This is a genomic window from Sphingobium sp. RS1, assembly GCF_056156825.1.
This window is the reverse complement of record NZ_JBLZXE010000002.1, coordinates 2061677-2074354: the sequence shown is the minus strand read 5'-3', so window position 1 is coordinate 2074354 and position 12678 is coordinate 2061677. Positions and strand designations below refer to the sequence as shown.

11 protein-coding genes are annotated in these 12678 nt (G+C 64.1%); 7 read left to right on the top strand and 4 right to left on the bottom strand.

Going from position 1 to position 12678, the window contains the following annotated elements; genetic code table 11:
* Positions 1 to 50: 50 nt before the first annotated feature.
* On the top strand, positions 51 to 935 hold the full coding sequence (locus ACNHGR_RS11825; RefSeq protein ID WP_184267503.1) for a bestrophin family ion channel: 885 nt from the start codon (positions 51 to 53) through the stop codon (positions 933 to 935).
* 65 nt (positions 936 to 1000) lie between these two features.
* Here ACNHGR_RS11825 and ACNHGR_RS11820 read toward each other — a convergent pair whose 3' ends face one another.
* The 3 genes from ACNHGR_RS11820 to ACNHGR_RS11810 all read right to left on the bottom strand — a co-directional run bounded on the left by ACNHGR_RS11820 (position 1001) and on the right by ACNHGR_RS11810 (position 4507).
* Positions 1001 to 2332 carry a dicarboxylate/amino acid:cation symporter gene (locus tag ACNHGR_RS11820; protein ID WP_184267501.1) on the bottom strand — a complete coding sequence of 444 codons (1332 nt, stop codon included), beginning with the start codon at positions 2330 to 2332 and terminating at the stop codon, positions 1001 to 1003.
* A 171-nt stretch (positions 2333 to 2503) separates the two neighbouring features.
* The gene (gene pdxH / locus ACNHGR_RS11815; protein WP_475286304.1) at positions 2504 to 3079 is read right to left on the bottom strand and encodes a pyridoxamine 5'-phosphate oxidase; all 576 of its coding nucleotides are present in this window, start codon (positions 3077 to 3079) and stop codon (positions 2504 to 2506) included.
* A gap of 90 nt (positions 3080 to 3169) precedes the next feature.
* Positions 3170 to 4507 carry a hypothetical protein gene (locus ACNHGR_RS11810; protein WP_475286302.1) on the bottom strand — a complete coding sequence of 446 codons (1338 nt, stop codon included), beginning with the start codon at positions 4505 to 4507 and terminating at the stop codon, positions 3170 to 3172.
* Between the two features lie 184 nt (positions 4508 to 4691).
* On the opposite strand from ACNHGR_RS11810, the gene ACNHGR_RS11805 reads away from it, so the two are divergent.
* From ACNHGR_RS11805 to ACNHGR_RS11780, 6 genes are all read left to right on the top strand, one after another.
* The gene (locus tag ACNHGR_RS11805) at positions 4692 to 5606 is read left to right on the top strand and encodes a DnaJ C-terminal domain-containing protein (RefSeq protein WP_475286300.1); all 915 of its coding nucleotides are present in this window, start codon (positions 4692 to 4694) and stop codon (positions 5604 to 5606) included.
* Between the two features lie 16 nt (positions 5607 to 5622).
* Positions 5623 to 6588 carry a YihY/virulence factor BrkB family protein gene (locus ACNHGR_RS11800; protein WP_184267495.1) on the top strand — a complete coding sequence of 322 codons (966 nt, stop codon included), beginning with the start codon at positions 5623 to 5625 and terminating at the stop codon, positions 6586 to 6588.
* Positions 6585 to 7394: an enoyl-ACP reductase FabI gene (gene fabI / locus ACNHGR_RS11795; protein ID WP_475286298.1), complete on the top strand. Its 810-nt coding sequence runs from the start codon at positions 6585 to 6587 to the stop codon at positions 7392 to 7394. The genes ACNHGR_RS11800 and fabI overlap by 4 nt, the downstream gene beginning before the upstream one ends.
* Before the next feature lie 29 nt (positions 7395 to 7423).
* A complete protein-coding gene (gene aroC / locus ACNHGR_RS11790) occupies positions 7424 to 8506 on the top strand; it encodes a chorismate synthase (protein ID WP_475286296.1) in 1083 nt (360 codons plus the stop codon).
* Between the two features lie 300 nt (positions 8507 to 8806).
* Positions 8807 to 10588, top strand: a complete 1782-nt coding sequence (locus ACNHGR_RS11785) for an SLC13 family permease (protein ID WP_475286294.1) — start codon at positions 8807 to 8809, stop codon at positions 10586 to 10588.
* Between the two features lie 65 nt (positions 10589 to 10653).
* Positions 10654 to 11439: a PhzF family phenazine biosynthesis protein gene (locus ACNHGR_RS11780; protein WP_475286292.1), complete on the top strand. Its 786-nt coding sequence runs from the start codon at positions 10654 to 10656 to the stop codon at positions 11437 to 11439.
* 99 nt (positions 11440 to 11538) lie between these two features.
* Here ACNHGR_RS11780 and ACNHGR_RS11775 read toward each other — a convergent pair whose 3' ends face one another.
* Positions 11539 to 12663: a serine hydrolase domain-containing protein gene (locus tag ACNHGR_RS11775; protein WP_184267486.1), complete on the bottom strand. Its 1125-nt coding sequence runs from the start codon at positions 12661 to 12663 to the stop codon at positions 11539 to 11541.
* Positions 12664 to 12678: the final 15 nt, after the last annotated feature.

The following is a 12678-nucleotide window of genomic DNA, read 5'->3' as shown; positions in this document are numbered from 1 at the left end:
ATTTCGGCGGAGCTAGGCGTTGCAGCCGTTCCCGTCCCATGGAGATATTGATGATCGTAGATGCCGTTCCCAGCATGCGCCGGATTGCATCGGAAGTCTGGAAGCCGCTGACGGCGCTGTTCATCTGGGACTGCGCCGTGACGGTCACCTATTATGTGCTGCCCTTCAAGGCGCCCTCGCTGCCGCTCACTATCTTCGGTTCGGCGCTGGCACTGTTCCTGGGTTTCCGGTCGAACAGCAGCTATCAACGCTGGTGGGAAGGGCGCGTGCTGTGGGGCGCGATGATCAATGCCTCGCGCAGCCTGTCGCGCGCCACGCGCAATTTCCTGCCCGATCCGGAAGGACGCGACCTCAAGCGCGAGATCGTCAAGCGCCAGATCGCCTATGTGAATGCGCTGCGCTGCCAGTTGCGGCGCCAGCCGATCGGCGAAGAGGTGACCGCCTTCCTGCGCGAGGAGGATAGGGGCAAGGCACTGGCCCGCACCAATGCCGCCAACGGCCTGCTCGACAGCACCGGGCGCCGGATCGACATGGCGCGGCGCGAAGGCTGGATCGACACCATCCAGCAGACGCAGATGGAGGCGGTGCTGGTCGACATCGCCAATGCGCAGGGCGGCATGGAGCGATTGAAAAACACGCCGCTGCCCTATCAATATCGCTTCATACCGACGGCCTTTACCCATCTGTTCTGCATCCTGCTGCCGATCGGGCTGGTGGAGACGCTGGGCTTCGCCACGCCATTGGGATCGACGGTGGCGGGCTTCATGTTCATGTCAGTGCTGCGGATCGGCGATGATCTGACCGATCCCTTTGCCGACAGCGTGCATGACGTGCCGCTGACCGCCATGTGTCGCACGATCGAAATTGACCTGCTCCAGTCGATCGGCGATCCGGCGCCTGATCCGATCACCCCGGTGCGCGGCGTGCTTTGGTGATATAAAAAAGCCCTCCGTTCACCATGAACGGAGGGCTTTTTCATGTCGGAAGTGACGGTATCGGTTCACCCCTTGCGGTTGTCGTCCACCATGTCGGGCGCCAGTTCGAGGCCCGCGCGGCCATGGGCCGCGCCATGGGCCGGGGCCTTGGGATGTTCGACGTCGATCGGCTCCTCGACCTCCAGCATGCCCTCCCATTTGGTGATGACCGACGTGGCGATGGCGTTGCCCAGCACGTTGGTCGCAGTGCGGCCCATATCCATGAAATGATCGACCGCCAGGATGAAGGCGATGCCCTCGACCGGCAGGTCGAACTGGCCCAGCGTCGCGGCGACGACGACCAAGCTGGCGCGGGGCACCGCGGCGATACCCTTGCTGGTCACCATCAGCACCAGCAAAATGGTGATCTGCGTCGCGATCGGCAGGTCGATGCCATAGGCCTGCGCGATGAAAATGGTCGCGAAGGTCGAATACATCATCGACCCGTCGAGGTTGAACGAATAGCCCAGCGGCAACACGAAGCTGTAGATGCGGCGCGGGATGCCGAAGCGGTCGAGTTGCTCCAGCATCTTGGGATAGGCCGCTTCTGACGAGGCGGTCGAGAAGGCGATCAGGATCGGTTCGCGGACATAGCGGATCAGCTTGAACATCCGCTTGCCCAGGAACACCGCACCGGCACAGAAGAGAAGCACCCACAGGCAGATGAGGGCGATGTAGAATTCGCCGACCAGCGCGCCATAGGTTTTGAGCACGCCCAGGCCCTGCACCGTCACCGACGATGCCAGCGCGCCGAACACCGCGAAGGGCGCGACACGCATGACATAGCCCGTGACCTGCAACATCAGCTCGACCATGGCCTCGATCATCGTGACGATCGGCTTGCCCTTGTCGCCGATGGCGGTGAGCGCCACGCCCACGAACAGCGAGAAGACGACGATTTGCAGGATCTGGTTGTCCGCCATCGCCCCGATCATGGAGGTCGGGAAGACATGCAGGATGAAGTCGCGGAAATTCAGCGCTTCAGTGCTGACGCCCGCATCCGCGCCGGACCGGACGAGGTTGAGGCCGGCGCCTGGCTCGAAGAAATTGACGAAGATGAGGCCCAGCGTCAGCGAAATCAGGCTGGCGATGATGAACCAGGCGAGCGCGCGGCCGCCGATCCGCCCCAGCGCCGCGCTGTCCCCCATATGGGCGATGCCCGCAACCAGCGTGGAAAAGACCAGTGGCGCGATAATCATCTTGATCAGGTGGAGGAAGATGTCGGCCAGCAGGTGAAAATAACCCGCCACATCCTTCGCCAGCGTTTCATCGCCGCCGACCATCTGATTGGCCACAAAGCCCGTTATCACCCCCAGGACCATGCCGATGAGGATGAAGGCCGTCAGTCTGTTTCGCATCAAATTCCTCTGGAGGCCCGCGTACGCGCCCCTGTTCCATTATCCGTCTGTCAGGCCGACACCTAACAGGCGCATGGGATGCCCGCAATCGGGGGTGCATCCACGCACATCAGGCAAGACGAAGCAGGCGCGGCTTTCCACGCCCTCGCCATGCAGTGCTGCACCGGGATATCAGGGGTAAAGCAGCCCTTCGTGCCAGTTGTCTCCGGCCCGTTCGAACAGGCGGCGCTCGTGCAGTCGATGCTCGCGATCCTGCCAGAACTCGATCCGTTCCGGCGTCAGACGGAACCCCGACCAGTGCGGCGGGCGCGGTACCGGGCCGCCGGCGAATCGGACGCTGACCGTTTCGAACCGTTCCATGAAGGTGGCGCGATCGGGCAGGGGGCGGGACTGGTCGGATGCCCAGGCGCCCAACTGGCTGTCGCGGCTGCGGGTCGCGAAATAGGCGTCGGCGGTGGCATCGTCCACCGGGCCGACCGGTCCTTCAATGCGGATCTGCCGGCGCAGCGATTTCCAGTGGAACAGCAGCGCGGCATGCGGATTGGCGAGCAGTTCGCCGGCCTTGCGCCCTTCGAAATTGGTGTAGAAGACGAAGCCGTCCGGGCCATGCCCCTTGAGCAGCACCATGCGGACGGAGGGCCGCCCGCGCGCGTCAGCGGTAGCCAGCGCCATGGCGTTGCTGTCATTGAGTTCGGTGTCGCGCGCCTGCGCGTACCATTCGTCGAAAAGGGCGAAGGGATCAGTCATGCCCATCTCTTAGGCAGCGATGGTCGCACTGTCGATACGGGCAAACCGCGATCCGGGGCGGGAAAGGGACCGCCCCGGATCGCGGACGGGTCAGAAGCGGAAGCCGAGGCCCGCCGACCAGCTGGTATAGCTGCCCGCCTTGATGAGGTTCATGTTGAGGCGGATGAGGTCGCGGGCATTGCGCGCGCTTTCCTCGCGGCCGCGCAGACCCAGTGACAGCGTGACCTCATGGAATGTGTTGTAATAGAGTTTGTCGCCCGCATAATTGGTCATGGCATAGCTGACACGCGCCGATGTGTTGCGGCCGAACCCACGGAATTTGAGCGGCAGGTCATAAGCGATGCCGTTGCGGAAGGCCCAGTTCTTCAGGCCCGGATTAACATTGTAACCGGTGAAACCGGTGCTCATCGTGGTGGTATAGCCGACCATGTTGCCGATCACGATCCGACCGCGCCCCAGCCCGTCCAGCACATAGCGGCTGGCCAGCGTGGTCGACAGCATGTTGCCGACCGACCCCAGTTGGTCCGACGCCGTGATGCCATAGCCGATACGCGGCTCCAGCGACCAGCGGCGGGCGATGACGGGAAATTCGACGCCGACGCCGAACTGGGCGGTGGCGGCGCGGGCCCCATTCACTTCGGAATAGCTGACCGGCAGGTCGAACTTCAGCAGCGCGCGGCCGCCTTCGGTCAGGCGGAAGCTGCGCGCGATGCGCCCGTCGATCCGCATGAAATCGTAGCGGCCGCCGTCCGAAGTGCCCGCATTATAGTTGGCACCCATGATCCAGGGATCGCCGGCGGTGTTGGTGCCGCCGCTGGCCGCATCCTGCTCGATCGCCGAATCGCCCGATGACAGGTCCAGGCTCGACCGGATGAGGCCGCTCTGCACCGAACCGGGGTTGCCGGCCAGCGGATCGACCGGTGAATAGCGCGCCAGAGACTTCAGCAGCAGTCGTACCAGACGCTCGGCTTCTGCGTTGTCAATGTCGTTGAGGTAGCTGTCGAACAGGTCATAGGAAGCCTGGCGCGTGACGCCGTTGAAGCGATTCTGATAGACTTCGCCTTCGGCATCCAGCGCCGGGATCGAAATGCGGAATATCGAGCTGTTGGCGTCATAATAGCCGTAGATCGGCAGGCCGCGAAAATCGAGGACGCCACTGACCGGCAACAGGTCGTTGTAGCGCGCGCCATAACGTTCGCGCAGGCGCTGCGGGTTCATGAAGTCCTGGCCGTCATTGGCGATGTCGAGGCCATAGCTGTCGGTGAAGGTGACACCGCCGCCCGCGCCCAGCGTCACCCCGATGCGGAACAGGCTCTGGATACCGTCCAGTTGCTCCGGTGACGGCGGGCCGACCTGCGCCTGCGCGGCCGGCGTGATTGCGCACAGCGCGGCCATGGCGCCAAGGGCGCTCCATCCAAATTTCTGCATGTTTACAACCCCCAATATTGGCTCGCCAACCCCAGGCGAGCGGTCGGCGCGCTAGCAGCGCGCGGCACCGTGCACATACCCCGATTGGGGTATCCGCCCGGCTGCGGGGTATCCACGGCTTGAATGTCGGGGCCGCATCGTCCACATAGTCGGCAAGTGATGCTTTTGTGCAACAGGTAAGATGATGGCCGATCCTTATTCCTTATTGGGTGTGACCCGCAGCGCGACCGAGGCGGAGATCAAGTCCGCCTATCGCAAGCTCGCCAAGGAGCTGCACCCGGACAAAAACAAGGATAATCCCAAGGCGGCGGACAAATTTTCGGCCGTGACCAACGCCTATGATCTGCTGTCGGACAAGGACAAGCGTGCCCGTTTCGACCGGGGCGAAATTGACGGCGATGGCAATCCGACTGCGCCCTTCGGCTTTGGCGGCGGGGGTTCTCGCGGTCAGTCCGGTGGATTCGAGGCGGGCGGCGCCGATTTCGGCGATATTTTCGAAGGGCTGTTTGGCGGCGCAGGGCGTCGGGCGGGTGGTGGTGGCGGCTTTGGCGGTGGCTTTGGCCGTCAGGCGCCGCCGCAAAAGGGCGCGAATGTCGCCTATCGCCTTGCTGTCCAGTTTGTCGATGCGGCAACCCTGGCGCCGCAGCGCATCACGCTTCAGGACGGGAAGACGATCGACCTGAAACTGTCTGCCGGGGTCGAGACGGGCACGCAGATGCGCCTGTCGGGCAAGGGGCAGGCCGGGCCGGGCGGAGCGGGCGATGCGATCGTGACGATCGAGGTGAAGCCCCATCCCTTCTTCAAGCGGGATGGCGACAATGTGCTGCTCGACCTGCCCATCACGCTGGATGAGGCGGTGAAGGGCGGCAAGATCAAGGTGCCGACCGTCGATGGCCCGGTCATGCTGGGCGTGACGCCCGGCGCCACTTCCGGCAAGACGCTGCGCCTGCGCGGACGCGGTTTTACCGGCAAGGATGGACAGCGTGGTGACCAGCTTGTGACGCTCCAGATCGACGTGCCCGCCGATGACCCCGCGATTCAGGCACTGGTCGAAAGCTGGAAGGACCAGCGGGCCGTGCGCGCCCATCTGGGCGTTTGAGGCGTTAGATCGGGCGATGCCGATGCCTTCGCCCCTCTCGCCCGAGCAGCGCCGCCAGATGGCGCAGGAGGCGCGTGCCCATTTTCATCGGCAGATCGACCGGGTGCGGCCCGGCACCCAGCCATTCGAGGTGATGAAGCGCGTCGCAGTCGGCACCTATAGCGATGGTTTCATCCATGCCGGGAACCTCGCCTATCTGTCGCTGATGACGCTGTTCCCCTTCTTCATCGTCGCGGCGGCGGTGGCCAGCATCTTTGGACGGACCGAAGACGGGGTGCAGGCGGTTAACGCCTTTCTCTATACCGTGCCGCGCGGCGTGGCCGATGTAGTGCGCCAGCCGATCAATGATGTGCTGACCGCGCGCAGCGGTCCGCTGTTATGGCTCGGCGGCGTCGTGGGCCTGTGGACCGTGGGCAGCCTGATCGAAACGATCCGGGACATCCTCCGCCGCGCCTATGGTACGAAGAGTACCAAGCCTTTCTGGCGCTATCGCCTCGGCGCGATCGGCATCACGCTCGCCAGCGTCTTCGCGGTGATGTTCGCCTTCTCGCTTCAGGTCGCGATCACCGGCATCGACCAGTTTCTCCACCAGATATTGCCCTGGGCAGATGAGGCGATCGCTTTGGTCGCATCGGCCCGGCTGGTGCCGATGGGGATCACCTGTGTCGCGCTCTGGTCGCTGTTCGTGGCGCTGACGCCGACCGCCTACAAGTCGCGCCGCTTCCCCAAATGGCCCGGCGCGGTGGCCACGTCGCTATGGTGGTATGGCACGACGATGCTGCTGCCGCCGACGCTGTCGCTGCTGGGGGGCTATGGTCGCACCTATGGCAGTCTGGCCGGCGTGATGATTACCCTCATTTTTTTCTTTCTCGTCGGGCTTGGCGTGGTAATTGGCGCGGAATTGAACGCGGCGCTGGCGGAATTCCCCGAAGAGGATGAGCAGCCGATCGCGCAGGACAAAGGGAACGGAATAAGATTATGACAGGCTTGATGGCAGGAAAGCGCGGGCTCATCATGGGGCTGGCGAACGACAAGTCGCTGGCTTGGGGCATTGCCAAGCAGTTGCACGCTCAGGGCGCGGAACTGGCCTTCTCCTATCAGGGCGACGCACTGGCCAAGCGCGTGAAGCCGCTGGCGGAGCAGGTCGGATCGGACTTCCTGATCGACTGCGACGTGTCCGACATGGACAAGCTGGATGCGGCCTTCGCGGAAATCGAAGCGCGCTGGGGCAAGCTCGACTTTGTCGTCCACGCCATCGGCTTTTCCGACAAGAATGAGTTGCGCGGCCTCTATGCCGACACCAGCCTCGACAATTTCCTGCTGACCATGAACATCTCGGTCTACAGCTTCGTTGCGGTGACCGCGCGCGCGCGCAAGCTGATGAAGGAAGGCGGCAGCCTGCTGACGCTGTCCTACTATGGCGCGGAAAAGGTCATCCCCCATTATAATGTCATGGGCGTGGCCAAGGCGGCATTGGAAACGAGCGTCAAATATCTGGCGATGGACCTTGGCCCGGAGAATATCCGCGTCAACGCCATTTCCGCCGGTCCGATCAAGACGCTGGCCGCCAGCGGCATCGGCGACTTCCGCTATATCCTCAAATGGAACGAGCTGAATTCGCCGCTGCGCCGCAACGTGACGATCGAGGATGTCGGCGGCGCCGGCCTCTATCTGCTGTCCGATCTGGCATCCGGTGTGACTGGTGAAATCCACCATGTCGACGCGGGCTACAATGTCATCGGCATGAAGGCCGAAGACGCACCGGACATCGCGCTGGACAAGGCATAAGGCATCAACGCGGCCGGATCGGGAATTTTATGAGCTTCAACACATTCGGCCGCATTTTCCGCTTCTCCACCTGGGGTGAAAGCCATGGTCCTGCCATCGGCGCGATGGTGGACGGCTGCCCGCCCGGGCTGGACCTGAGCGAGGCGGACATCCAGCCCTGGCTCGACCTGCGCAAGCCCGGCACCTCCAAATTCACCACGCAGCGGCGTGAAGCGGACGAGGTCCGCATCCTGTCCGGCGTGTTCGAAGGCCGGACCACCGGCACGCCGATCAGCCTGATGATCGAGAATACCGACCAGCGGTCGAAGGATTATTCGGACGTGGCCAAGGCATACCGCCCCGGCCATGCCGACTATGCCTATGACGCCAAATATGGTTTCCGCGACTATCGCGGCGGCGGGCGGTCCTCGGCGCGTGAAACCGCCAGTCGGGTCGCAGCCGGCGCGGTCGCGCGTGCGGTCATCCCGGAAGTCGATATCTTCGCCTATGTCAGTGAAATCGGCGGCGATGCGATCGACTATGCCAATTTCGATGCTTCGCAGATCGGCCAGAACCCCTTTTTCTGCCCCGATGCCAAGGCGGTGGAACGGTGGGAAGCGCTGGTCGACGGCGCGCGCAAGGATGGGTCGTCCATCGGCGCTGTCGTGGAATGCGTCGCCTCTGGCGTGCCCGCCGGCTGGGGCGCACCGCTCTACGCCAAGCTGGACAGCGAACTGGCGAGCGCAATGATGAGCATCAATGCGGTCAAGGGTGTCGAGATCGGCGATGGTTTCGCCGCTGCCCGCCTGCGCGGCGAGCAGAATGCGGACCCAATGCGCCCCGGTAATGACGGCCCGGTCTTCCTGGCCAACCATGCCGGCGGGATTGCCGGAGGCATCTCGACCGGCCAGCCGGTCAAGATCCGTGTCGCGTTCAAGCCGACCAGTTCGATCCTGATCCCGGTCGAAACCGTGACTCGCGAAGGCGAGGCGTCGGACATCATCACCAAGGGGCGCCATGACCCCTGCGTCGGCATTCGCGGCGTACCAGTGGTGGAGGCGATGATGGCGCTGGTGCTGGCCGACCAGAAGCTGCTCCATCGCGCCCAATGTGGCGAGCGGGTCGAGGACTGACGCGCCGAACCGCGCCAATCGCGCGCTCAACGTCAAATCGGCGCAAGACGACTCACCCATATTACGCTAAGATGACGGTCATCGCCCGCGGGAGGGCGAGCGGCAGAGCGTAAGCCTGGGGAGCGTCACCGCGCGTCAAAGCGTTTTTCCTGAAAAACGCTGCGATTAAAAAGCACGGATTGACGGTCAAAACGTCCCCTCAAAGCCGCGACACGGGCCAGCCATGCAACCATGGCTGGCCCATTTCGTTTCACCTCCGTCAGGGACGCGACCACGCGACCGATCAGGGGCCAACGACATATGCATTTCATCACCGCGCTGCTCGGCATCTATCGCGCGGAAATCGGCCTGCTGATCCTCGCCTGCATGTTCATTGCCTTCGTGCGCGAACGCTATTCGCCCACCGTCATCGCCGTCGTGGGCGCCTGCGCCTATGGCGTGCTGGGCATGCTGGATGAAAAGGCGATGTTTTCGGTCTTTTCCAACAGCGCGCCGCTGACCGTGGGGGCGATGTTCGTCCTGTCCGGGGCGTTGATCCGCACTGGCGTCATCAGCCGCGTCGCGGACCTCATCATGACCCGCGCGCAGCGCCATCCCCGTATTGCCCTGGCCGAAGTGGCGCTGGGCACATTGATGCTGTCGGCCTTCCTCAACAACACGCCGGTCGTGGTGCTGATGATCCCGATCATGTTCAAGCTGGCGCAGGCGACCGGCTATCCGGTCAAGAAGCTGCTGATCCCGATGAACACGGTGGCAGTGCTGGGGGGGTGTCTGACGCTGGTCGGCACCTCCACCAACCTCGTCGTCGCGGGCATTGCAGAGGATCAGGGCATGGACCGTTTCGGCATCTTCGACATCAGCCCCTATGGCGCGGCGGGTGCAGCGGCTGGCATCGTCGCCTTGTTCTGCCTGTCCTTCCTGCTGCCCAGCGATCCGCCGTCGATTGCGGGCGAGGATGGCGGCGCAGTGCAGGATTATCTGACCGAACTGGTCGTGCCGCAGGATAGTGACGATATTGGCGAGCCGATCGGATCGCTCGGCCTGTTTGGCCGGTCGGTACAGCTTCTGGGCCTCAAGCGGGGCGGGGAAATAAGGCGGCAGGATCTGGAGGCGGAAGATCTGCATTCGGGCGATCGCCTGATCGTGCGGGCCGATGGCGCGACGATCATGACCTGGCGCGAATCCGGCCGCTTCGATCTGGGCGTCGCCGCTGATTCCCGCACCAGTGCGCAGGACGGGACGGTGGTGGAGGCGATGATTGCGCCCAGCCATCCCTCGATCGGCGAGCGGCTGATGGATATTCCCTTCCTCCACGCGCTGCGCGTGCGGATCATTGGCATCCACCGGGCACGGCATCTGCCCGGCCCGGACCTGGCCGATGCGCGGGTGCGGGGTGCCGACCGCCTGCTGGTGGCGGGCGGGGACGATGCTATGCGCGCGCTCAAGGACAACCCCCACCTGATCGGCGTCGATATCAGCCGCACTCGTGCCTTCCGCCCGCGCAAGGCGTGGATTGCGATCGCTGCGATGGCGGGCGCCGTGTTCCTGTCGGCCTTCGACGTGGTTGGCATTGGCCTTGCCGCCGTGATCGCGGTCGGCCTGATCCTCGTCACCCGCTGCATCGACCCGGAGGAAGCCTGGGGCGCGATCGATGGTGATACGCTGATCCTGATCTTTGCCATGCTGGCCGTAGGCCTCGCGCTGGAACAAGCGGGCAGCGTCGCGCTGATGGTCGGCTGGATCACGCCGCTGATGGAGGTGGCGCCGGTCTGGAGCCTCGTCTTCATCATCTATTTCGCGGCGCTGATCCTGTCCGAACTGCTCAGCAACAATGCGGTCGCGGCGCTGCTGACGCCCATCACCATCGCGCTGGCGCATCAACTGAACGTCGATGCCCGGCCGCTGGTGATCGCGCTGATGATCGGGGCGTCGGCCTGTTTCGCGACACCGATCGGCTATCAGACCAATGCGCTGGTCTATGCGGCGGGCGATTATCGCTTCGCAGATTTCGTGCGCATCGGCGTGCCGATTAACATCATCGTCGGCCTAGCCGTGTGCAGCGCGCTGGTCCTTCTCGGCTGAACTGGCCCTATTCTTGGCCCGGCGCGCGCGCCATCACGGCGCAAACGCCATAGAGGACCAGCCAGATGACCAGCCTGCCCTTCACCCAGGTCGATGCCTTCGCCGACACGCCCTTCACCGGCAATCCCGCCGCCGTCATCCCGCTGGAAAGCTGGCTGGACGACGCCACGCTCCAGTCCATCGCCGAAGAAAACAACCTGTCCGAAACCGCCTTCACCATACCCACGCCGGACGATGCCGCCGCCGATTATGAACTGCGCTGGTTCACCCCTACGGTGGAGGTCAAGCTGTGTGGCCACGCCACGCTGGCGAGCGGCCATGTCCTGATCAACGGGGATTCGATCCGCTTCCGTACGCGCCATGCCGGCATCCTGACCGTGACCCGCGACGGCGACGGCTATGCGCTCTCGCTGCCGGCCTGGGATATGGCGCCCAAAGCGTTGCCAGACCTTGTGGCAGGACTGGGCGGCCAGCCAACCGAAACCCATTGGCGCGAAGGCGGCTATGCCCTGTTCCTCTATTCCGATGCCGCTGCCATCCGTGCCCTGACGCCGGACTTCGCCGCGCTTAAGGCGCAGGGCGATATCCTGCTGATGGCCACCGCGCCGGGCGACGACAGCGACATCATCAGCCGCGTCTTCGTGCCCGGTGGAGGCGTGGATGAAGACCCGGTCACCGGATCGGCCCATTGCCTGCTCACCCGCTTCTGGGCCGAACGCCTCGGCCGGACGCAGATCAGCGCTTATCAGGCTTCGGCGCGCGGTGGGCGCCTTGGCTGCACGCTGGTGGGCGACCGTGTGATCCTGACCGGCGCCTGCCGCACGGTGATCGAGGGCCGCTTCTTCCTCTAGAGCGCGCTGCGTTAAATCTGACGCAGTTCGCGCGCTCTAGTTTTTTGTTATCGCATCGTTTTAAGCGCAAAACCGGTTCCCACTTTTGCGCACGATGCTCTAGCCGGGAAACAGCCCCATCAACCTGGCCAGCGCGCCCCGCACGGCCGCGCGCTGTTCCTTTTCCGGCGACATGCCGATCCGCACGACGGTCAGCCGCTGCGACGGCGATATCAGGATATACTGGCCATTATGGCCGACGCAGCCGAACAGGCTGGCGGGAGCCTGCCCCGGCATCAGCGCGCTCTCGCTGCTGTCGCGATTGAGCCAGAGATGCGCACCATAGGCCGGGTTGCGCGGGGAAGGTGCGCGCATGAAATCCACCCACTTCTCCGGCAATATCTGGTGCCCGTTGGGGGACCGGCCGTCATTGCGCAGCAATTCGCCGAACCGGCCATAATCGCGCGCGGTCATGTGCAGGATGCTGCCGCCGATCATCGTGCCGGTGGCATCATATTCGGGCGTCAGGCTGGGCAGATTGCCCGGCGCCTTCAGCCGGCCGTCGATGAACATCTGCATCGCCTGTCGCCGTACAGCCGGATCGCTGCTGCCGGTCAGCATCCGCGTCATCAGGTCGGACAGGATCACGCTGCTGCCTGTCGAATAGGAAAAGACGGCGCCGGGCGGATGGCCCAGCGGCTTGGATTCGGCATAGGCGCGCATGTCCTGCGCCCCCTGGGTGAACAGCATCCGCACCGTGTCACCGCTGGTGATCGGCTCGCCATCCTCGACATGATCCAGCCCCGACCGCATCTGGAGCAACTGGCGCAGCGTGATCTTCCCGCGCGGATCGCCCGGCTGGCTCCACGCGGCGACTGGCACCGGCGAATCGAGCGCCAGCCGCCCGTCCGACACCATCAGGCCCACCAGCACCGCCGTCACGCTCTTGGCGATCGACCAGGACAGCAATTTCGTGTCCGGCCCGAAACCGGGGGCATAGCGTTCGGCAATTACCTTGCCATCGCGCATCACCAGCAGCGCGCGCGTCTGCCCCATCGCATCATCATCGAACAGGGGATCGATCGCCCCGCGCAGAGCGGCCTGCCCCACCACCGCATCGCTGTCGACGCGGTAGACGGGCGTGGCCGTAGGCGCCGCGCGGCTGGCCAGCGTGCCTGCCACGATGACTCCAGCGACACCCAGCGCCAGCCCAAGGCGCTTTACGATTCGACTGTCGATCTGCATAAGCCGGCGCCCTTA